At 60.9% G+C, this 20,643-nt stretch carries 26 protein-coding genes and 2 pseudogenes; 13 read left to right on the top strand and 15 right to left on the bottom strand.

The features are described from left to right. Positions 1-43: 43 nt before the first annotated feature. The 6 genes from GZ093_RS14710 to GZ093_RS14685 all read right to left on the bottom strand — a co-directional run bounded on the left by GZ093_RS14710 (position 44) and on the right by GZ093_RS14685 (position 4,706). The gene (locus GZ093_RS14710) at positions 44-844 is read right to left on the bottom strand and encodes an ABC transporter substrate-binding protein (protein ID WP_296487135.1); all 801 of its coding nucleotides are present in this window, start codon (positions 842-844) and stop codon (positions 44-46) included. A 58-nt stretch (positions 845-902) separates the two neighbouring features. Further along, complete coding sequence (locus GZ093_RS14705) at positions 903-1,514, bottom strand: Lrp/AsnC family transcriptional regulator (protein WP_296487133.1); 612 nt, start codon at positions 1,512-1,514, stop codon at positions 903-905. A gap of 325 nt (positions 1,515-1,839) precedes the next feature. After that, positions 1,840-2,184, bottom strand: coding sequence for a RidA family protein (locus GZ093_RS14700; RefSeq protein WP_296487132.1), 345 nt, complete (start codon positions 2,182-2,184; stop codon positions 1,840-1,842). A gap of 220 nt (positions 2,185-2,404) precedes the next feature. Continuing rightward, a complete protein-coding gene (gene queC / locus GZ093_RS14695; protein WP_296487137.1) occupies positions 2,405-3,133 on the bottom strand; it encodes a 7-cyano-7-deazaguanine synthase QueC in 729 nt (242 codons plus the stop codon). A gap of 36 nt (positions 3,134-3,169) precedes the next feature. Beyond that, the gene (gene ybeY / locus GZ093_RS14690; protein ID WP_296487130.1) at positions 3,170-3,616 is read right to left on the bottom strand and encodes an rRNA maturation RNase YbeY; all 447 of its coding nucleotides are present in this window, start codon (positions 3,614-3,616) and stop codon (positions 3,170-3,172) included. A gap of 73 nt (positions 3,617-3,689) precedes the next feature. Beyond that, positions 3,690-4,706, bottom strand: coding sequence for a PhoH family protein (locus GZ093_RS14685; RefSeq protein WP_296487129.1), 1,017 nt, complete (start codon positions 4,704-4,706; stop codon positions 3,690-3,692). Between the two features lie 622 nt (positions 4,707-5,328). Here GZ093_RS14685 and GZ093_RS14680 point away from each other — a divergent pair. The 5 genes and pseudogenes from GZ093_RS14680 to GZ093_RS14660 all read left to right on the top strand — a co-directional run. After that, positions 5,329-6,111 (top strand): annotated as a pseudogene (locus tag GZ093_RS14680) (methyl-accepting chemotaxis protein); the annotation flags it as partial. A 214-nt stretch (positions 6,112-6,325) separates the two neighbouring features. Continuing rightward, positions 6,326-6,898 carry a Holliday junction branch migration protein RuvA gene (gene ruvA / locus GZ093_RS14675; RefSeq protein ID WP_296487127.1) on the top strand — a complete coding sequence of 191 codons (573 nt, stop codon included), beginning with the start codon at positions 6,326-6,328 and terminating at the stop codon, positions 6,896-6,898. A 27-nt stretch (positions 6,899-6,925) separates the two neighbouring features. Then, positions 6,926-7,171, top strand: coding sequence for a hypothetical protein (locus tag GZ093_RS14670; RefSeq protein WP_296487125.1), 246 nt, complete (start codon positions 6,926-6,928; stop codon positions 7,169-7,171). A 52-nt stretch (positions 7,172-7,223) separates the two neighbouring features. Continuing rightward, complete coding sequence (locus GZ093_RS14665) at positions 7,224-7,727, top strand: C40 family peptidase (protein WP_296487123.1); 504 nt, start codon at positions 7,224-7,226, stop codon at positions 7,725-7,727. 58 nt (positions 7,728-7,785) lie between these two features. Next, the gene (locus GZ093_RS14660) at positions 7,786-8,226 is read left to right on the top strand and encodes a DUF1810 domain-containing protein (protein WP_296487121.1); all 441 of its coding nucleotides are present in this window, start codon (positions 7,786-7,788) and stop codon (positions 8,224-8,226) included. A gap of 13 nt (positions 8,227-8,239) precedes the next feature. Here GZ093_RS14660 and GZ093_RS14655 read toward each other — a convergent pair whose 3' ends face one another. The 8 genes and pseudogenes from GZ093_RS14655 to GZ093_RS14620 all read right to left on the bottom strand — a co-directional run bounded on the left by GZ093_RS14655 (position 8,240) and on the right by GZ093_RS14620 (position 14,079). Then, entirely contained in the window at positions 8,240-8,710 is a 471-nt protein-coding gene (locus GZ093_RS14655; protein WP_296487119.1) for an isoprenylcysteine carboxylmethyltransferase family protein, read from the bottom strand. A 158-nt stretch (positions 8,711-8,868) separates the two neighbouring features. Further along, positions 8,869-9,801, bottom strand: coding sequence for a cytochrome b/b6 domain-containing protein (locus tag GZ093_RS14650; protein ID WP_363260846.1), 933 nt, complete (start codon positions 9,799-9,801; stop codon positions 8,869-8,871). Beyond that, positions 9,726-9,962: a hypothetical protein gene (locus tag GZ093_RS14645; protein ID WP_296487116.1), complete on the bottom strand. Its 237-nt coding sequence runs from the start codon at positions 9,960-9,962 to the stop codon at positions 9,726-9,728. The genes GZ093_RS14650 and GZ093_RS14645 overlap by 76 nt, the downstream gene beginning before the upstream one ends. A gap of 61 nt (positions 9,963-10,023) precedes the next feature. Beyond that, positions 10,024-10,404: pseudogene (locus GZ093_RS14640) on the bottom strand (cytochrome C). A gap of 127 nt (positions 10,405-10,531) precedes the next feature. Further along, positions 10,532-10,774: a DUF1924 domain-containing protein gene (locus GZ093_RS14635; protein ID WP_296487115.1), complete on the bottom strand. Its 243-nt coding sequence runs from the start codon at positions 10,772-10,774 to the stop codon at positions 10,532-10,534. Positions 10,775-11,027: 253 nt separating this feature from the next. After that, positions 11,028-11,450 (bottom strand): CoA-binding protein, encoded by a 423-nt coding sequence (locus tag GZ093_RS14630; protein WP_296487113.1) that lies wholly within the window; start codon positions 11,448-11,450, stop codon positions 11,028-11,030. 4 nt (positions 11,451-11,454) lie between these two features. Further along, positions 11,455-13,641 carry a thioredoxin family protein gene (locus GZ093_RS14625; RefSeq protein ID WP_296487111.1) on the bottom strand — a complete coding sequence of 729 codons (2,187 nt, stop codon included), beginning with the start codon at positions 13,639-13,641 and terminating at the stop codon, positions 11,455-11,457. Between the two features lie 99 nt (positions 13,642-13,740). After that, positions 13,741-14,079 carry a DUF167 family protein gene (locus tag GZ093_RS14620; protein WP_296487109.1) on the bottom strand — a complete coding sequence of 113 codons (339 nt, stop codon included), beginning with the start codon at positions 14,077-14,079 and terminating at the stop codon, positions 13,741-13,743. Between the two features lie 222 nt (positions 14,080-14,301). Here GZ093_RS14620 and raiA point away from each other — a divergent pair, with 222 nt between their 5' ends. The 3 genes from raiA to hprK all read left to right on the top strand — a co-directional run bounded on the left by raiA (position 14,302) and on the right by hprK (position 16,180). After that, entirely contained in the window at positions 14,302-14,631 is a 330-nt protein-coding gene (gene raiA, locus GZ093_RS14615; protein ID WP_296487108.1) for a ribosome-associated translation inhibitor RaiA, read from the top strand. 92 nt (positions 14,632-14,723) lie between these two features. After that, positions 14,724-15,191 carry a PTS IIA-like nitrogen regulatory protein PtsN gene (gene ptsN / locus GZ093_RS14610; RefSeq protein WP_296487106.1) on the top strand — a complete coding sequence of 156 codons (468 nt, stop codon included), beginning with the start codon at positions 14,724-14,726 and terminating at the stop codon, positions 15,189-15,191. Between the two features lie 38 nt (positions 15,192-15,229). Then, complete coding sequence (gene hprK, locus GZ093_RS14605) at positions 15,230-16,180, top strand: HPr(Ser) kinase/phosphatase (protein ID WP_296487104.1); 951 nt, start codon at positions 15,230-15,232, stop codon at positions 16,178-16,180. A gap of 42 nt (positions 16,181-16,222) precedes the next feature. On the opposite strand, the gene fur is transcribed toward hprK, so the two are convergent. Next, entirely contained in the window at positions 16,223-16,669 is a 447-nt protein-coding gene (gene fur, locus GZ093_RS14600; protein WP_296487102.1) for a ferric iron uptake transcriptional regulator, read from the bottom strand. Positions 16,670-16,760: 91 nt separating this feature from the next. Here fur and bamE point away from each other — a divergent pair, with 91 nt between their 5' ends. The 5 genes from bamE to leuS form a co-directional block, all read left to right on the top strand. Then, positions 16,761-17,309 (top strand): outer membrane protein assembly factor BamE, encoded by a 549-nt coding sequence (bamE, locus tag GZ093_RS14595; protein ID WP_296487101.1) that lies wholly within the window; start codon positions 16,761-16,763, stop codon positions 17,307-17,309. Between the two features lie 42 nt (positions 17,310-17,351). After that, positions 17,352-18,167 (top strand): 4-hydroxy-tetrahydrodipicolinate reductase, encoded by an 816-nt coding sequence (gene dapB, locus GZ093_RS14590; RefSeq protein WP_296487099.1) that lies wholly within the window; start codon positions 17,352-17,354, stop codon positions 18,165-18,167. Beyond that, positions 18,164-18,817 (top strand): MotA/TolQ/ExbB proton channel family protein, encoded by a 654-nt coding sequence (locus tag GZ093_RS14585; protein WP_296487097.1) that lies wholly within the window; start codon positions 18,164-18,166, stop codon positions 18,815-18,817. The genes dapB and GZ093_RS14585 overlap by 4 nt, the downstream gene beginning before the upstream one ends. A 20-nt stretch (positions 18,818-18,837) precedes the next feature. Next, on the top strand, positions 18,838-19,278 hold the full coding sequence (locus GZ093_RS14580) for a biopolymer transporter ExbD (RefSeq protein ID WP_296487096.1): 441 nt from the start codon (positions 18,838-18,840) through the stop codon (positions 19,276-19,278). A gap of 43 nt (positions 19,279-19,321) precedes the next feature. Then, positions 19,322-20,643: leucine--tRNA ligase (gene leuS / locus GZ093_RS14575; protein WP_296487094.1), on the top strand; the 1,322-nt coding region annotated here is incomplete at its 3' end.

Below are 20,643 nucleotides of genomic sequence, written 5' to 3'. Positions count from 1 at the left end.
GGCGCAGTCACACCAGCGCCGAATCCCAGGCCGCATCAGAGACTCAGTGCGCCTCTTTCCATTTCGCCGAGTTGACCCAGTAGTCAAGATTCTGTTGAAGGCGACCGTCGAGCGTGGTCTGGTCAATGAACAAATTGATCCAGATCAGCAGGTCGAGGGAGTCGTAACGGGTTGCATAGGCCAAAGGCTCTTTGGCCAGCAGTTCCGGCATGATTTTGAAGGTGCCCTTGGGGTAGCCGGCCGACTGGCCCGCCACGGCTGAGCTGTCATTGAGCAGGCAGTCGGCTTGTCCATTCTTCACAGCGTCGAGCAGCAAAGTTCCGCCGCCTTTGTAGCTCTTGATTTCACCCTTTTCAAAAACGGTTTTTGCCAGCTTCTCGCCGGTGCTGCCAAACAGAACGGCGATTTTTGTACCGGGCGCCTTGCAGGCCGCAGTGGAAGTGAATTTACTCCCGGCCTTGGCCGCCACAACCGGGCCGATGTAGATGAAAGGCTTGGTGAAAGCAACTTTCACAGCGCGCGCCAGGGTCGGCGTCATGTCGGCCGCGAGTAAGTCGGCTTTGCCGGAAATGAGGGCTGGCAACAGTCCGTCCCAGTCGAGGTCAAGAAAGACCGCCTTGACGCCCATCTCCTTGGCCATCAATTTGGCAAGCTCCACGGAACTGCCGGTGCGCTCCCCGTTCTTGTCGATCATGGAAAACGGAGGGCCCTGTGTTTGAACCGCGATCCTCAGTTCGCCGCGCTTTTGAATATCGTCCAGGGTGGACGCGTGAGCGAGGGCTGCGACACCAAAGTAGCCCAGGCAGGACAGCAGTATCGCGGGCAAAAAATTCAACTTCTTCATTTACGTTCTCCTCTAATAATCTCCTTGGAAGACCATCCTCCAAGACAGAAACCAATCTTCAAGCGTTCTCCGGCTTGGGGGTGGCGACGCCAGCGGCAATGCCGCCATCGACACCTTCCTCCCAGCAACCCCGAGGCAGGTTGACCCATTTTTCATGTGATTTCATCACGACGAAAGTTTCACTGCGGCTGATCACCCCAGGCGCGGCAACGCGGGGAAGAAGTTCGCTTGTGAAGCGGTAAAGATCTTGAACATCGCCGGCCACCAGGACCTCCACGATCAAGTCGAAACGACCGGTCACCAGGCTCACGGAAGTCACAAATGGCACGTCAGCGATTTTCTTCATCAGCTCGTCAAGATGCCCCTGCGCGTTGGCGTTGATGCCCACAATGGCGGCAATGAGCTCCGGCCTTTCCGACAAATTCAGCAGGCCGACAATTTTCAGAATGTTCTTGTCAATCAGCGACCGCAAGCGTGTTCGCACCGTTGGCGGACTCAGCTGCAGTTTCTCTGCCAGCTGATTCACGCTGTCCTGCCCGTCACTGGAAAGCAACTTGGCCAGGCGCCGATCGGTGGGGTCAAGAAATTCGCGCATAGACTTAGAGTTAATAATGTTAGTTGATTTTTTTCCAAAAGAAAAATAACAACATAAAAATAATTCTATTTGCAAAAAAACAGACCCATATCAGTGTTTACACCTAGATACACCAAGATTGCTCCAAGACGCCCAATCGGGTTCGGGCGAAGGCGGCTTTGACATCGGAGCCGTTCGTGCCCTGACCGTTTTAAGGGAGATCAGCGGTAGGGTGATACCGATTCAGGGTTGGGGGGATTTCAGCGAAGAACTGAAGTGGCGTCATCGGCGTGCCGGCCAGAGGTCACTCCCCGTCGCGCAGTCAATGAAAATCCCCGAAGTAAGCTGCGGCGTATGGGACACCAAAATAACAAAGGCAGGGCAATAGCCCCCAAGGGACGGGAAATTTACCCCGCGTGATTCAAACGGCGGCTGTGACCACAACCTCAATTTTCCAACCGGGCTTGGCCAGCGCTGCTTGCACGGTTGCACGCGGCGGTGTCTGACCGGGAACGACCCAAGCATCCCAAACCGCGTTCATGCCGGCAAAGTCGACCATGTCGGTCAGAAAAATCTGGGTCATCAAAATCTTGCTCTTGTCGCTGCCGGCACGGGCCAGCAAAGCGTCGATTTCCGCAAGAATCTGTCCAGTTTGGCCTTGAATGTCTGCGCTGGCGTCACTCGCAACCTGACCAGCCAAGTAGATCGTGCCATTGTGTACGGCCACCTCGGACATGCGTGCGCCGATTTCTAAGCGTTGGATCATTCAGTTACCTTTTGTGTGATTCGTGGCCAAGATAGCACGAGTCTGCCTGTTTAGAGCGTAGTAGCCAAATGTGACCTTCAAATTTCTGCCAGTACACGGGCCTACAACGACCACCGCCTCAGCGACTGGTATCTGGAGGTTATTTTCGGCAACGCTACGGCTGCTTTTTGTCTTCAACGCGGCAATTGGCACCTCTGTCCAAATGACCATCCCCGCCGACTCAAACCCGCGGCGCCACGGCAAAGCGCGCATAACCGCGCGCGCGCAGCTGACAAGCGGGGCACTCGCCGCAGCCATAGCCCCAGGCATGGCGGTGCTCGCGGTCCCCCATATAACAGGTATGGGTGTGTTCGATGATCAGGTCCACCAGCGCATCACCACCGCCTGCCACGCCGGATTTTTCGCCCAGTTCGTGCGCCAGTGACCAAGTGGCGGCTTTGTCGATCCACATCAGCGGGGTTTCAATCAAGAAGCGTTTGTCCATGCCGAGCGAGAGCGCGAGCTGCATCGCCTTCATCGTGTCGTCGCGGCAATCGGGGTAGCCGGAAAAGTCGGCTTCACACACCCCGGTGACCAGCACCTGCAGGTCGCGCCGGTACGCCACCGCCGCAGCGAGCGTTAAGAACAGCAGGTTGCGCCCCGGCACAAAGGTGTTCGGCAGGCCGCCCTGTTCCATCTTGAAAGCCGTGTCGCGCGTGAGCGACGTGTCGCTGACCTCGCCCAGCACCGCCAGGTCCAGCAGATGGTCCTCGCCCAGCTTCTCGGCCCAGTGAGGGAATTTGGCGCGGATCTCGTTCAGCACGACCAGGCGCGCGTCGAGCTCGACCAGGTGGCGCTGGCGGTAGTCAAAGGCAATGGTTTCGACCCGCTCGTATTTGGACAGGGCCAGCGCCAGGCAGGTGGTCGAATCCTGGCCGCCAGAAAAAAGAACCAGGGCTGTGGTGTGCATCATGAGACGGTGGGGGAAATGTGGGGTGGGCCGGACTCAATATGGATTTTCAAACCCGAGTCGGGCCATGATCTCGCTCTCGCGCAGCTCCATGACCTGGGCGTCCTCTTCTTCGTCGTGGTCCCAGCCTTGGGCGTGAAGTGCGCCGTGCACCAGCAGGTGGGCGTAGTGCGCTTGCAGCGTCTTGCCTTGTTCCTTGGCTTCTTTGGCTACTACCGGTGCGCACAGCACCAGGTCGGCCGTGACCACGGGCTCCTGCGTGTAGTCGAAAGTCAGCACATTGGTGGCGTAGTCTTTTTTACGGTAGTCGCGGTTCAAGGCCTGGCCCTCCTCGGCGTCGACGATGCGCACCGTGATTTCGGCGTCGCTTTGCAGCGCGTGGCAAATCCAGCGCGCCACTTTGTGGCGGGGCAGGGCGGCGCGGTGCAGGGCGGCATTTTCAAGTTTGCCAAATTGCAGGGAAAGCGTCAGCTGGTTTAACATATTTTTAAGTAAATTAGGGCGCTAGCCCGCGTGGAATAGGCGTGAGTAGCTATTGTTTCAGTAGTTAGTCGGCTCAGACCGAATTTTTGCGCGCACGCACCCGCGGTTTTGGTCCTGCCACCTCATCGTCGAAGTCGTCGTCCTGGCGTCGCTGCGCTGCGCTGGCGCGCCCGGGCGCATCGTAGGCATCCACAATGCGCGCGACCAGCGGGTGCCGCACCACGTCCGCACTGGTCAGGCGGCAGATCGCAATGCCGGGCACGCGCTTGAGCACACGCTCGGCGTCGATCAAGCCGCTGAGCTGGGTTTTGGGCAGGTCGATCTGGCTCACGTCGCCGGTGATCACCGCTTTGGAGCCGAAGCCGATGCGGGTCAAAAACATCTTCATCTGCTCGGGCGTGGTGTTTTGCGCCTCGTCCAGAATCACAAAGGCGGTGTTGAGCGTCCTGCCGCGCATGAAGGCCAGCGGCGCGACCTCGATGGTCTGGCGCTCAAACGCTTTTTGCACCTGCTCAAAGCCCATCAGGTCGTACAGCGCGTCGTACAGCGGGCGCAGATACGGGTCGATCTTTTGCGCCAGATCGCCGGGCAAATAACCGAGGCGCTCGCCGGCCTCCACCGCCGGGCGCGTCAGCACGATGCGCTGGACGGCGCTGCGCGCCAAGGCATCCACGGCCATCGCCACCGCCAGGTAGGTTTTGCCGGTGCCGGCCGGGCCGATGCCAAAGGTGATGTCGTGGCTGGTGATGCTGTCGAGATAAGTGGCCTGGTTCAGCGTGCGCGGTTTGAGGTCGCTGCGCTTGGTCTTCAGGCCCGGGCCGTCAGCGTCATTCAAGTCGGCGTCACCCGCCAGCATCAGTTGCACCGTGGCAGGCTCGATCGGGCGCGCTGCGATCTCGTACAAGGCTTGCAGCATTTCCATGCCGCGCTTGGCATTGGCCTTGCTGCCATCGACCTTGAACTGCTCGTGCCGATGCGCAATTTTGACTTGCAGCGCGACTTCGATCGTGCGCAGGTGCTCGTCCATCGGGCCGCACAGGTGCGACAAGCGGGTGTTGTTCGGCGGGGAGAACAGGTGTCGGAGAATCAAGTTGGTAATTCCTGAAAAAGGTCACTCAGGATAGCCTGATAGTGACGTGGTATTGGCAAAACCCTGCAAAAACTTCGCATGGGGCCGGGACACTTGGGCAAGCCCAAGAGGCTGTTTGCGCAAGAGGCCCATGTCGCAAGCGCTGCGCAGACCCCAGGCTCGGTGCCCTCAAGCGACTGCGCTGCAAAAAAAGTCGCGGTCAGCGGTCTAAAATGAATCGGCCCCTCGACCTACTGTGATCCACATGAACTATACGCAGAAACTAACCTTGTCCATGCTCGTTCCCACCGCGATGGTGGCAGGCGCCGGTTCTGCGGTGGTGCTGGGCGCCCTGTGGCTCCAGGGCAAAGCGCGCGTCGAGCCGTCCCAGGTGATTGCCGACTATCTGGCCATAGGCTGTCAGCTGACGGCGCTGCTCACAACGATTTGCGTGGCCGCCTGTATCGGTTTCACGGTCTGGATTCGACGCACAGCCGAGAGCGTGCTGGGGGGCGATCCCTCGGTGTCCAGTTCGGCCCTGGGTGCCCTGGCCGATGGCCATTTGGCGCTCGACCTGCCTGAAGCCAAGCAGGGCAGCCTGCTCCATTCACTCAAGCGTCTGGCGACCGTGCTGCAGTCCACGATTGGGGAAATCCGAAATTCAACCCAAAGCATTTCAGTCGCTTCCAGCGAAATCGCCTTTGGAAATCAGGACCTCAGCGTTCGCACCGAGCAGACCGCCAGCAATCTGCAGCGCACGGCATCGGGCATGGCCGAGCTCACCAGCATGGTGCGGCAGTCGGCCGATGCCGCCAGCCAGGCCAACCAGTTGGCGACCTCGGCCTCAGAAGTGGCGCTCCGGGGTGGCGCCATGGTGGGCCAGATGGTGTCCACCATGGACGACATCAACCAGAGCTCCCGGAAAATCTCCGACATCATCGGCACCATCGATGGCATCGCGTTCCAGACCAACATCTTGGCCCTCAATGCGGCAGTCGAGGCCGCCAGGGCCGGGGAGCAGGGCCGCGGCTTTGCCGTGGTGGCCAGCGAGGTGCGCAGCCTGGCCAGTCGCAGTGCGGAAGCAGCGAAGCAAATCAAGAGCCTGATTGGCGCCTCGGTGGAGAAGGTGGAGTCGGGTTTGCGCCTGGTGCAGACCACGGGCGGCACCATGGATGAAATTGTGGCGTCGGTCAAACGGGTGAGCGACATCATTGGCGAAATTACGGCGGCAGCAGCAGAGCAATCTCAGGGCATCACCGAAGTCAACACCGCCATCAGCGAGCTCGACCAGATGACGCAGCAGAATGCGGCGCTGGTGGAGCAGTCGGCCGCCGCAGCGGAAAGCCTCAAGAGCCAGGCTCAGAACCTGGCACAAGCGGTCGCCGTGTTCAAAGTGTCCGACAATGAGCGCTTGTTGGATCAATGAAAGACCGTGCCGGGTTTCGTTGCGGACCGCCTGATTGAGTCAAACGATGCCGCCATGGCATGGACGGCCCTTCCCTGGCCTAGCGCTGATACCCGTTGCGCCGCCAGGAGCGGTTGGCATCGAACTGTGGCGGGGCGTCCTCTTCTGTCTCGTCGGCCGTGTGTCAACCAACACCCTATGACAAACAAATAAGCCAGGCCTCAAAGGATATTCCATGATCGGCAAATTGACCGGCACGCTCGACGACAAAAATCCTCCCCAAGTCATCGTGGACTGCCACGGCGTGGGCTATGAGGTGTTGGTGCCCATGAGCACCTTTTACAACCTGCCCGAGCTGGGCGCCAAGGTCAGCCTGCTGACGCATTTTGTGGTGCGCGAAGACGCGCAGATTCTGTACGGTTTTGCCACCCAGGCCGAGCGTGCGGCGTTTCGCGAGCTCATCAAAATATCGGGTGTCGGGCCGCGCACGGCTTTGTCTGTGCTGTCGGGCATGAGCGTGGCCGAGCTCTCACAGGCGGTCACCCTGCAAGAAGGCGGGCGGCTGATCAAGGTGCCCGGCATCGGCAAGAAAACCGCCGAGCGCTTGCTGCTGGAGCTCAAAGGCAAGCTCGGTCCCGATATCGGTGTCGCCGCCAGTGTGGCCAATGACAGCCAGGCCGACATTTTGCAGGCGCTGCTGGCGCTCGGCTACAGCGACAAGGAAGCCGCCGCGGCGCTGAAGGCGTTGCCCAATGAGGTGGGGGTGAGCGAGGGCATCCGGCTGGCGCTGCGGGCCTTGGGGAAGTAGGCCAGCGGGCCTGATTGACGATGCCCTATGGATGAAATCAAAAATCTCGAATCCCTCGGCCTGGTTTTGCCCAGTCCCTCCTACATCGTCGGCGCCATTCTGTTCGGCATCATTGGCTATGTGGCGTTCAGGCGCGGTCGCAAAACAATGTCGCCCGCGCTGACCTGGACCGGCGTGGTCTTGATGGGGTATCCGTATGCTGTGTCGCAAACGTGGCTGCTTTGGGTCGTGGGTGCTGGCTTATGCGGATGGCTTTATACCCAGTGGAATTGACTCCATCGGTGGCGCATTCATCTGTTTCGGGACTCAATCAACCGGCGTGAACATGTTCGACAGACTCGGTCTCTTACTTGCTTGCTTGACGCTCCTGTCAGTCCTTGGGGGCTGTGGGAACTCGCCATCGGCCCGTCGTGGCCTTGCTTCCAACGACGCCCTGGCAGTGCCATCGCGAATCTCGCTAGGGCAAGCCGATGACATCACGATTCATGCTGTCGGCCTTGTCGGCACGCCGTATCGCTATGGCGGCAACACACCGGACTCGGGTTTTGACTGCAGTGGACTGATTGGCTACATCTACCAGAAGAGGGCGGGGTTGGCGCCACCTCGAACCGTCGCCAGAATGCAATATTGGGGCCAGGCGGTATTGAGCGACAACATTCGCTCGGGCGATCTGGTCCTCTTTGCCCAAAGCAATGTTGTCACCCACGCGGGGATCTATGTCGGCGCTGGCCGTTTTGTCCACGCACCCTCCACGGGCGGAGTAGTCAGGCTTGACAAATTGAATTCGAAATATTGGTCATCCCAGCAAGTGACTTTTCGCCGGCCTTGACGTCGGTCGAGCCAGCAGCGGAGCTTGCCAGTGCGCATTATTCGGAGGTAACCACGTCATGCCATTCGACTTGACCCAAAACGGTCTGGACCGGTTCATCAAGGCGCAAGACAGCGTCTATCGCTCGGCTTCTGAAGAACTTGCAGCGGGGCAAAAGACAAGCCACTGGATGTGGTTCATCTTTCCTCAGCTCAAGGCGCTTGGTCGAAGTCCGATTGCCAAACACTTTGGCATCGAGTCAAGGGGCGAGGCGCTGGCTTATTGGAGGCACCCCGTTCTTGGACCGCGGCTGAAAGAGTGCACGAAGCTCGTGCTGGCGGCCGGTGACAAGTCTATTCATGATGTTTTTGGCTCACCCGATGACCTCAAATTCAGGTCATGCATGACGCTGTTCGCCCAGGTCGCCCCGAATGAGCCGGTTTTCAGTCAGGCGCTGGCGCGTTTTTTTGGTGGAGCGCCTGACGAAATAACGCTCGCGTTGCTTTCGCTGGCATGCTGAGTGCCAAGGCCTTTTAAAACAGCCAAGGCAAAAGGCGTTTGCTCCGAAGCATGTAAGCGGTATAGCCTGGGTGTTTCTCGCTCATCCAGCGCTCTTCGAGCCTTGCTTTCAGGAGCAGGACAATGGCCAGTGCGGACCACGCGACCCAGCCGATGAGAAGGCCCGATGGCCACGCCAGCGCGGCGCCACCCAATAGAACTGAGGTGTACATGGGGTGGCGAATCCACCGATACGGCCCGGTCGTGATCAACACGCCGTGAACTTTGGGCGTCGGGTGAATGTTGAAATTTCTCAGCCGGTTGTGAAGCAGCGTCCATGCGGCGAGCGCGACGGAAACCCCCGCCAGCAGGAAGGCGCCGGCGGGAATGGCGCCGTGTATCACATTCGGTGCCGCCAACGCTGCCAGCAGAAGCAGCAGGCCCAATTGCAGCGACACCAGCAAGGTGCCGACCCGTTTTCCGTTTTGAATCGAGAAAAGTGGCATGTTCGGAATTTTGGACGAGAAGACGGCTGGCAGCTTAACAGCAGCGCACATGACCGGCCCCGATCGCTGGCCGATCGGGGTGCAACTGCCCTCAGGGTTTGGTCAGCGCCGGCCTGGGGATCTGCATCGCCGCATCTTCAAAGGTACCCTGCTCGGCATCACTGTAGCAAGCCGCGCAGTTCCTCTTGCTTTTCACCAGTGTCGAAGCCCCACTCGGCGGCGGGAATCTCCTGGTGTTTATGCAGCCAGTACGGCGTCTCGGTGATGCGCAGCGGGGTGGCGTTTCGGGGGATCGATTGCTCGATCTTGAACGCCGCTTCTGTGTTGTGCTGGTCGGCCGAGTTCGCTGTCATGAAGGCCAGCACCGCGGTGCTGGTGGCCGCGTCGAGACCGAGGTCGGTGCCAAAGTGCTGGTCTTGCTCGGCCATGATTTTCTGCCACGAGCGCGCGGGCAGCAGCGCCGAGTAAAACACGGCGTGGCAACTGCCGCATTCGTCGCGCCACTGGGCGTTGTCGGGCAACTGGCGGCCGACAAATTTCACACGAGGCTCTTCGTTGTCAGTGACTGATTCGACGTGACCGGGTTGGCCGTCAAGCTGCCGGTCAATCGCGTAATAAAACCACCAGCCGGCCAATCCGGTGATCAGCAGCAGCAGGAGCGCCACCCCGGCGTGCGGCCTCGCTGCCGGTGTGTCGGCGTCAGCCAGCTTGATGCCCGTGAGCATCGAGCGCGCCAGGTTTTCCTTGTGCAGCACGCTTTCCACCACCACGCCGGTGAGGTGGCAAAAGACCAGCAGCAGCATCAGGACCGCGAGGGCTTCGTGTGACTGTTTCACAAGCTTGATCTGTGAAAAGCTGAACCAGCCCGCCGCCAGGCCCTGCTGTTCATCGCCTCCCAGGGTCAGGACGCCGGTGATCCCGACCACCGTCGCCAGGGTCGGCAGAATGTAGATGGCCAGACTGCCGGTGGGGTTGTGCCCGACGCGGCGCAGGGCACGGCCCGATGCCACGTGTTTCAGATAGTCCGGGCCTCTTTCGGGCCGAAGTACAAGCTGGCAAAGTGCGAAAAGTGCGAGCCGGCAAAGCCCCACAGCACGCGGAAACCGACCAGCCCCAGCATCAGGTAGCCCAGAAAGACGTGGGTGGCGCGCCACTGATCGCCGTCGCTGGTGAGCCTGGCGCCGGCAAAGCTCAGCGCCAGGCTCCAGTGGAACAGGCGGGTCGGCAGGCCCCAGATAAGGGTGCGTTGCATGGGCACACTCTCCATCACAGGTGGGTGAGACGGTCTCAGATTCCGGCCACTTTTCAGTGGCTTACTTGGGGATGTGAACGCGATCCCCGTCGAAGTCGCCCTTGCCGGCGTCGCTGTGGCAGACGCCGCAATTGCCAGGACTCTTGATGGCTGCGTGCTGCCAAATGGCTGCGCCCACTTCACGGTGCTTGGATTTGAACCACTGGCTGTCGGTGATGCGCAGCGGCGCGCTGTTGGCGCTCCAGCGCTTGGACGCGTTTTTCTCCAGAAAGGCGGTGATTTCCTGCGTGTCCTGCGATGACGGGGACGCGTCGGTTCCAAAGTGCTGGTTCAGGCCGCTCATGAGCTACTTCCACGAGGCAACAGGCGGCACACCGGGTGGGTAGGCCAGGTGACAGCTGTTGCATTCGGTCTGCCATTTCGCATCGACATGGGCGGGCATCACCGGGCTGCCCCGGTCTTCGCCGTTGGACCTGCACAGGCGCCCAGCGAGGTGGCGGCCAGCACCGCCAGCAGCGAGCGTTTGAGGAGTTTCATGGCGCGCCCTTACTTGACCGACAGCACATAGCTCATAAAGCGCTCCTTTCCTGGGCGCTGCAGGTGCGCTTGAGCACGTCGTTGCAATTGCGCCTGAACCACTTTTTCACAATGGCCGCGTCACTGAAGCGTTTCGGGTTGACCGATGGCGCGATCGGTTCAACCGCCTTGTTGGTCTTGGCGTGCTTGCCCTCCAGCTTGGGCGAATTAGTGTGGCAGGAAGCGCACGACAGCTCGGCGCCTTGGGTGCTGTAGAACTTTTGCCCGGCTGCCACCGAGAAATCCTTGAAGGTGGCGTCTTCCTGCGCGGCCTGTGCCCGTTAGAAATCAAGAATCGGGTTGGCAGCGGTGCCCAAAGGCAGGGCCAGCGCCAGGCGGGCCAGCAGGTGAGCGGAACTCAATTTTGATGTCATGGTGGGGTCTCTTGGGAATAAGGAGACCGAACGATAAGCCGCCTAGCTTAAGATTTTCTTAGCCGCTCTGGCCGTGGGATCGCCGCTCTGCCGGCCAATCACAGCCACCGCCTCGTCAAGCGCTGGCGGCGTGTTCTATCTTCAGGCACCGGTTCTGCACCACCCACAGGCCGGCCGCCTGGGCTGCGGCGGCGGCTGGCGCGTTTTCAATGCCCAGTTGCAGCCACAAAGCCCGCGCGCCAATGGCAATCGCCTCTTGCGCGACGGGCGGCACATCCTCGCTGTTGCGAAACACATCCACCACGTCGATGCTGGCGTGTTGCGCTGCTTCTTGCAAGGTGGCGTAGACCGGTTCGCCCAAAATGGTCGCCCCGCTGGCCGCGGCCACCGGGTTGACCGGGATGATGCGCCAGCCATGCGCCTGCAGGTAGCGTGCCACCTCAAAACTGGCGCGTTCGGGCTTGGGTGACAGGCCGACCACGGCGACGGTGCGGCAGTTTGCCAGGATCTGGCGGATGGTTTCGGTTTCAGTCAGCATGGTTTCATGAACTCTTTAATTTGGCCAGCATCGCGCGGACCTCTTGCACACTCAGAATTTCAGACAGCACCACGGGCGTCTGACCATTTTGGTACAGCACATAGACGGGCACGCCGTTGCGGCCGAGTTGCGCCAGCGCAGCGCTGATGGCGGGGTCGCGCCGGGTCCAGTCGGCCCGCAGCAAGGTGACCTTGTTGGCGGTGAAATCGGCCAGCACCTCGGGGTTGACCAGCGTCGTTTTCTCGTTGTATTGGCAGGTGACGCACCAGGCGGCGGTGAAGTCGACAAACACCGGTGCCCCGGTGGCCAGCACTTGTTCCACCCGCCCAGGCGCCCAGGGCTGCCAACGGCTGGCGCTCGTGGTCGGGGATGCCTCGGCCATTTTTACGACATTTTGGCCGATAGCCCCCGTCAATAGGACGAGAGAAGCTATTGAAATAGTAGCAGTAATGAACCGGCTGTGGCCCTTGAGTGTCAGCGACCAGAGCACCATGCTCAAACTCACCAGCAGCGCCAGCAAGGCCGCCGCGCCGTCAATGCCGCTTTGTTGGCCCAGCACCCATAGCAGCCAGACCACGGTGGCAAACATCGGGAACGCCATGGCGCGGCGGAAGGTGTCCATCCAGGCGCCGGGGCGCGGCAGCCAGCGCGCCACGGCCGGCACCAGGCCGGCCGCCAGATAGGGCAGCGCCATGCCGATGCCCAGCGTCATGAAAATCAGCAAGGCTTGCAGCGGTGGCAGCGCCAGCGCCAGCCCGAGCGAGGCGCCCATGAAGGGCGCGGTGCAGGGCGATGCGATGGCCACGGCCAGCACGCCCGACAAAAAGGCGTTCACTGCCGGGTTTTTGGCCTCCAACGACAGCACTGCATTGGGCAAAAAACGGCCAAACTCAAACAGGCCCGCCAGATTCAGCCCGATCACGGTGAACAAGACCGCCAGGGCGGCCACCACCGCCGGGGACTGCAGCTGAAAGCCCCAGCCCAGCTGCTCGCCCGCGCTGCGCAAGCCGATCAGCAAGGCGCCCAGCGCCACAAAGGACAGCACCACGCCCGCGCTGTAGGCTAGGGCGCTGACGCGGTGGCCGCGCCGGTCATTGGCATGGCGGGTAAAACTCATCACCTTGATCGCCAGCACCGGAAACACACAGGGCATCAGGTTCAGGATCATGCCCCCCAGCAGCGCGCCCAGCAGTGCGACCCACAGGCCCACAGAAATTGCCGGGGCGGTTGGCGCGCCGCGGTTACTGGTCAGCGCCGGGGCCGGTTCAGCGCGGACGGGGGAGGTGGTTTTGGCCAAACTCACGATCGGCGGCCAGTTACCTAGCAGCCGGGCCTGGACCCGCACCCCCTGGCGTTGGCCGTTGATGTCGGCCACAAGCACCAGCGGCAACAGCGCCGGGCTTTCAGAGCGAAGCCGTGACAGGGGCACGCTGGCGGTCCAGACGTCGCCGGAGGCAAGCTGGGTCCATTGCTGCGACCACGCCGGCGCCGGATCGATCAGCTCGGGTGTTTCCGGGAAAAATTCCAGCTGCTGGCCGCGCAGTGCTGGCGGCAAGCCGGGTACCGTCAGTTTGAGCTGGTTGCCGTCAATCTCCATCCGGCTGTCGCCTTCCAGCGCGGTCGGCTGCGCCTGCAGGCTGGCGGCAAACGCGGCGCTGTTGAGGGCGGTGGAGCCACGCACGGGCACCTGCAGGACAAATTCGCCGTCCTGCGGCACGCATTCGAGTCGACACACCAGCCAACTGGCCTTGAGCTTGATTTCAAGGGCACTGTTGAGCAAGGAGGGTTTGAAGGCGGGGGTGATGCTCAAAGGCACCGGCAGCAGCACCGTGCCCTCAAAGCCGTAATTGGCCAGGTCGCCAATGGGGATCTTTTTGGGCAAGGGCCAGGCGATCTCGCCCGCTGTCACGCCCGCAGGCAGCGTCCATTGCAGCGTGGTGGGCAAGCCAGAGTCGCCGGGGTTTTTCCAATAGGTGTGCCATTCAGGCTGGTGCGTCAATTGGAGGCCCACCCAGACGGTCTGACCTGCGCCCACGCCATCCGGCGCCTGCACCACCAACTCCGCGCGTACCTGCTCGGTGACAACCACGGATTTAGCGAAATTTTGAGCTAGAGCCCCCGTCGTTATTACACAAGATGCTATTAAAACTATAGCAAAAAAGAAGCGATGGGGAAATTTCAAACTATTCATTCCAAAGTGTGAGTCAGGCTGGTTGGCAAAGTTCCGGAGCGCGGTTTCAGTCACCATCAGCGCCTGTCGACCTTGGGCCAAAATCCAGCGGTCGTATTTTCACTCATCGTCGTCCACCAGCAAAGAGCCCTGGGCAAAGACGCCAGGCAGCCTTTTCGGTGCTTTGATGCGCACCTGCTTGTTCACATTCATCCGGCCAAACACAACCTCAATGGCGGAGGTGCTCACGTCAAACTGGGTCGCCAGAAAGCGCACCATGTGATCCGTCGCCTTGCCAGCCACCGGGGCCGCCGCCACGCTGACCTTGAGTTGCTTGCCAAAAGGTTTGCCAATGGCGTCTTTGCCGGCGCTGGGCTTGCCCAGAATATTGATGATCAGCACATCACCGTCCCAGGCAAAAAAAGAATCGCCGGTGGCGTGTTTGCTGGCGCGGCTCATGGCGCCAAGCCCGCGAGGGCCAAATTTTTTTGCATGCTTATTTCAATGTGCCGCAGGCCATTTTTTGTTGCCCGGTACACAAAGAGTTCATAAAAAGGATTTGCATTTCCGCCACGGCGGGGGCATAGTGAATCCGTCGGACACCAATTTTTATTTGGATTTTTGTGTTGTCGGCATTCCGCCGGCAACGGTTTCAACCGTGAGAGTAACAGGAGATTATTTATGAATTTGACGATCAGCGGACATCACCTCGAAGTTACCCCGGCCTTGCGCAGTTACGTGACCACCAAGCTTGATCGCATCAAGCGGCATTTTGACCAGGTGGTCGATGTCAAGGTGCTGCTCACTGTGGAGAAACAAACAGAAAAAGACCTGAGGCAACGCGCCGAATGCAATATTCACGTCAAAGGCACCGATATGTTTGCCGAGAGCTCGCACGCCGATCTGTACGCGGCCGTGGACGAACTGGTCGACAAACTCGACCGCCAGGTCGTCCGCCACAAAAGTCGTCTGCAGAATCATCATCATGAAGCGCCCAAGCGTCTGATGTGAGACCCAGCGCCTGAGATCAGACCTCGCCGCCTGCTCCGCCGGGCGGTTTTTTTTAGCCAAAATCGGATGTGGGCATAATTCCCCCCTAAATTATGAATCGACTCGCAGCCATCCTCCCCCCTGCACACGTGCTTGTGCAGGTTGATGCCACCAGCAAGAAGAGAGCTTTTGAAGAAGCGGGCTTGCTGTTCGAAAACCTGCATGGCCTGAGCCGCTCGCTGGTGACCGACAGCTTGTTCTCCCGAGAGCGCTTGGGCTCCACCGGTCTGGGGCACGGTGTCGCCATTCCGCATGGCCGCATCAAGGGGCTGAAGACGCCCATGGCTGCGGTGCTGCAATTGGCCCATCCGATCGGCTTTGATGCGCCTGACGAGCAAGCTGTCAATTTGCTGATTTTTCTGCTGGTGCCCGAGTCGGCGACGCAAAAGCATCTGGAAATCCTCTCGGAAATCGCCGAAATGCTGAGCGATGCAACGCTGCGGGAAAAAATGGCCGCGAGCAGCAGCGCGGCGGATCTGCACGAGCTGATCGTCAAGTGGCAATCGGCCCAGTTGGCCTGAGCCTGGCCGGGGTGCCGACCTGATCCACTGGATGCCGCGTGAAGCCTAACGTTGTCAGCGCCGATGTGCTGTTTGAGGAGTTTCGCAACACCTTGAAGTGGGAGTGGCTGGCCGGGCTGGGCGCGTCGGAGCGTCGCTTCGACGAGGTGGCGGTGCGTGCGGCGCGCTCGGGCGCCGATCTGGTGGGTCACCTCAATTACATCCATCCCTATCGCATCCAGATTTTGGGCCAGCGCGAGATCGCCTATCTCACCAACTCGACGCCAGACGACTGCGCGCGCCGGATTTCCCGGATTGTCACGCTGGAGCCGCCAGTATTGATTCTGGCTGACGGGCAGGCGGCGCCGCAAGCCCTGTTGTTGATGTGCGAACAGGCGCAGATTCCGATGTTCGCCACGCGGAGCTCCTCGGCGCTGGTGATTGATGTGTTGCGCGCCTACTTGTCCAAATATTTTGCCGACCGCATCACGATGCACGGCGTGTTCATGGATATTCTGGGCCTGGGCGTGCTGATCACCGGCGAATCGGGGCTGGGCAAAAGTGAATTGGGGCTGGAGCTGATCTCGCGCGGCAACGGCTTGGTGGCCGATGATGCGGTTGACCTGTACCGCATCAACCAGGACACGATTGAAGGCCGCTGCCCCGAGTTGCTGATGAACCTGCTGGAAGTGCGCGGCATCGGTCTGCTCGATATCCGCGGCATCTTTGGCGAAACCGCGGTGCGACGGCGCATGCGGCTCAAGCTCATCGTGCATCTGGTGCGCCGTGAAACGATGGAGCGCGACTATGAGCGCATTCCGTATGAGCCGCTCACCCAGGACGTCCTTGATGTGCCGGTGCGTAAAGTGGTGATTCAGGTGGTGGCGGGGCGCAATATTGCGGTGCTGGTCGAAGCTGCCGTGCGCAACACCATCCTGCAATTGCGCGGCATCGACACTTACCAGGAATTTGTCGAGCGTCACCGCAAGGCCATGATACTGGGCGAATGAGGCCGGCGCGCTGACGCGCCGGTGCGGCGCGGTCGTTGTTTGTCAATCCGGGGTGCCGGTCGAGGCGGGGCGATCGGGGCACTGGTCCCTGGTGCAATGGGCGTACAGGCTCAAGGCGTGGTCAGCGATGGCAAAGCCCTTGGCCTTGGCCACCGCGCGCTGGCGTTTTTCGATTTCCGGGTCATAAAACTCTTCGACCTTGCCGCAATCCAGGCACACCAGGTGGTCATGGTGCTGCCCCTCGTTGAGCTCATAAACCGCGCGTCCGCTCTCAAAATGGCTCCGAATCAGGATGTCGGCTTGCTCAAACTGGGCCAACACCCGGTACACCGTGGCCAGACCGACATCCGAGCGCTCCACCAGCAAGACACGAAACACGTCCTCGGCCGTCATGTGCCGCTGCGCGCCCTTCTGGAATATTTCCAGGATTTTCAGCCGGGGCAAAGTGGCTTTCAGGCCGGTACTTTTGAGTTCATCGATCTTGGTCATGGCGGGTCTCAGTCTGGCCGGCTGCCAGGTCGATCCTGCAGGCACAGCCGGTACAATGAGCTGATCATATCGCCACACCCCACACCACCTCATGTCTGATCTTCAACGTCTTGCTACCCGTTTGAGCCTGATTTTTGCCGCGAGCGCCAGCCTGATGGCCTGCGGCAGTCTGAATGGCGCCAGCACCCGTATCGCCGGCATTGTGACGCCCTACAAAATTGACATCGTGCAGGGCAATTTTGTGTCCAAAGAGCAAGCGGCGGCGGTCCAACCGGGCATGAGCCGGGCCCAGGTGCGCGATATTCTGGGCACGCCCTTGTTGACCAGCATTTTCCACGCGGATCGGTGGGACTATGTCTTCACCTTTAAACGCCAGGGCGTGGAACCACAGGCGCGCAAAGTCACCGTGTTTTTCACGGGCGATGTGCTCGAGCGCATGGAAGCCGATGACTTGCCAACCGAGGCTGAGTTCGTGGCCTCGCTGGATTCAGGGCGGAAAGCCGGAAAAGTGCCGGTGCTGGAAATGCCGCCAGAGAGCTTGACGGCAGCACCGACCCCAACCCCGGCCAAAACGGTCGAGCCCGAGTCGCTGCCCCCGCTGCCGGCGAGCTATCCGCCGCTGGAACCGACCGCACGCTAAGCCGGTTATCCAGCTTCTTCCGTCTTTTCAGCGTTCGCCCTCATGATTCACAACCTGACCCATCGTGTGGCCATCGCGGGCGCGTCTGGCCGCATGGGCCAGATGCTGATTGAAGCCGTCAACAGTGCCCCTGACTGTGTGTTGAGCGGCGCGCTGGACGTCCCAGACAGCCCGGGGCTGGGCGCTGATGCGATGGCGTTTTTGGGTCAGACCAGCGGGGTGACGATTACCGCTGATCTGGCGACCGGGCTCAAAGCGGCCCAGACCCTGATTGATTTCACCCGCCCTGAGGGCACCTTGGCCCATCTGCGCGTATGCCGTGAATTGGGCGTCAATGTGGTGATTGGCACCACCGGCTTCAGCGACGCGCAAAAGGCCGAGATCGCCGCGGCGGCGCGCGACATTGCGATTGTGATGGCGCCCAACATGAGCGTCGGCGTCAACGTCACCCTCAAGCTGCTGGAAATGGCGGCCAAGGCGCTCGCCACGGGCTATGACATTGAAATCATTGAGGCGCATCACCGCCACAAGGTCGATGCCCCGTCCGGCACGGCGCTCAAAATGGGCGAGGTGGTGGCCAGCGCACTCGGGCGCGACCTCAAGGACTGCGCCGTCTATGCGCGCCAGGGCGTCACCGGTGAACGTGATCCGTCCTCGATTGGCTTTGCCACCATTCGGGGCGGCGACATTGTGGGCGACCACACCGTGCTGTTTGCCGGTATTGGCGAGCGCATTGAGATCAGCCACAAATCGTCCAGTCGGGTCACTTATGCGCAGGGCAGTTTGCGCGCGTTGCGTTTTCTCAGTACACAAAAAGCGGGTTTGTACGACATGGCTGACGTGCTGAACCTGAAATGAACCCGGCCCAGTTGTTTTGGCAGGGCGACGCCCTCACCCGCGGTGTGGCGTTGCTGCTCTTGGCCATGTCGGTGTGCAGTTGGGTTGTCATTGTCTGGAAATCGTGGTTGCTGCGCCGGGCCAGTGGCGACGTGGGACGCAGCGTCGCCGCCTTCTGGAGCTCGCTATCGGTCGCAGAGGCGCTGCCAAAATTGCAGGCGTTTGACCGTGAAGCCCTCGTCATTCCTCTGGTTGTCGCTACAAAACTTGAAGCAAATGGGACGCTGGCTGGCGTCGGGGACCCGTCCCAGCAACTGACCCGGGTGCTGCGCGATGCGCTGCATGCGGCCTTGGCCAAGCTCAACGCGGGCCAGGTTTTGCTCGCCACGGTGGGCGCCACGGCGCCCTTTGTCGGGCTGCTGGGCACAGTCTGGGGTATTTACCACGCGCTCGCGGGCATCGCCACGGTCGGCCAGGTCACGATTGACAAGATTTCCGGCCCGGTCGGCGAAGCGCTGATCATGACCGCAGCGGGCCTGGCGGTGGCCATTCCGGCGGTGCTCGCCTACAACGTGCTGGGCCGGGTCATCGGCCGCATTGAAGCCGAGCTTGAAGGCTTTGCGCGTGACCTGCGCGAGCTCGCCAGCACCCGGCCGGTCTGGCCCGCGTAGGCTTGGACCCGGAGCCGGCGATGTCCTTTGGTCGTCTGGAAAGCACTGCCGCCCCAAAGCCGATGAGCGAGATCAACATGACGCCGCTGGTCGACGTGATGCTGGTGCTGGTGGTGATCTTCATCATCACCGCGCCGCTGCTGGCGAGCTCCATCAAGCTCGATCTGCCCAAGACCGAAGCCAGCGCGGTCGATGCGGCGCCCAAGTTCGTGACCGTGGTCGTGGACAAGGCCGGCCAAAGCTTCCTCAATGACAAGGCGCTGACGCTGGCTGAACTGGCGGCGCAGCTGGCGCAAGCCGCCAGGCTCAATCCCGACCTGGAACTGCAGTTGCGGGCCGACAGTGCCGTGCCCTACGGCCGCATCGTCGAGCTCATGGGCAGCGCCCAAAAAGCGGGCTTGAACCGGATCGGCTTTGTGACCGATCCCAAGCCCGCCGCCGCGCCTGGCGCCAAACCTTAAAATCAGCCGCTTGCGATTGCCCTGATCGCCAGAGTGAACTTATATGCAAGAAAAATACACCCCTCTCGACGTCGAACAAGCGGCCCAAAGTCATTGGACGGCCATGGATGCCTACCGCGTCACCGAAGATTCGTCCAAAAAGAAGTTTTACGCCTGCTCCATGCTGCCGTACCCCAGCGGCAAGCTGCACATGGGCCATGTGCGCAACTACACCATCAACGACATGCTCACGCGCCAGTTGCGCATGCAGGGTTTCAACGTGCTGATGCCGATGGGTTGGGACGCTTTTGGCCTGCCGGCCGAGAACGCCGCGTTAAAGAACGGCGTGCCGCCAGCCCAGTGGACCTTCGAGAACATCGCTTACATGAAGCAGCAGATGCAGGCCATGGGGCTGGCGATCGACTGGAGCCGCGAGGTCGCCACCTGCACGCCTGAGTACTACAAATGGAACCAGTGGCTGTTTCTGAAGATGCTTGAGAAGGGCATTGCCTACCGCAAGACCCAGGTCGTCAACTGGGACCCGGTCGACCAGACCGTGCTGGCCAACGAGCAGGTGATCGACGGCAAGGGCTGGCGCACCGGGGCGACGGTCGAAAAGCGCGAAATTCCGGGCTACTACCTCAAGATCACCGACTACGCCGAGGAGTTGCTGGCTCAGGTGCAGACTGGTTTGCCGGGCTGGCCCGAGCGCGTCAAGCTGATGCAGGAAAACTGGATTGGCAAGAGCGACGGCGTGCGCTTTGCCTTCACCCACGACATCCGCGACGCGTCTGGCGCGCTGATTGACGACGGCCGCATGTATGTCTTTACCACCCGGCCCGACACGATCAAGGGCGTGACCTTTTGCGCCGTGGCGCCCGAGCATCCGCTGGCCGTGCACGCCGCAAGAAGCAACCCAGCGCTGGCGGCTTTCATCGAGGACTGCAAGAGCGGCGGCACCACCGAGGCGGAACTGGCCACGCAAGAGAAGAAAGGCATGGCGACCGGGCTGTTCGTGACGCATCCGCTCACGCAGCTGCGGATTGCAGTCTGGGTCGGCAACTATGTGCTGATGAGCTATGGCGACGGCGCCGTCATGGGCGTGCCCGCGCACGACGAGCGCGACTTCGAATTCGCCAAAAAATACCGCCTGCTGATCAAGCAGGTGGTGCAGGTCGATGGCGAGCAATTTGACTATGAGCGCTGGCAAGACTGGTACGCCGACAAGCAGCGCGGCGTGGTGGTCAACTCGGGCAGCTTCAGCGGCATGCCATTCAAGCAAGCCGTGGAGGCGGTGGCGCACAAGCTGGCGGCGCTGGGGCTGGGCGAGAAGAAAACCACCTGGCGCCTGCGCGACTGGGGCGTGAGCCGCCAGCGCTACTGGGG

Origin of the sequence: Rhodoferax sp. (assembly GCF_010365055.1) — a bacterium.
Taxonomy (GTDB): Bacteria; Pseudomonadota; Gammaproteobacteria; order Burkholderiales; family Burkholderiaceae_C; genus Rhodoferax.
This window is presented reverse-complemented; position numbering and strand designations above follow the sequence as displayed.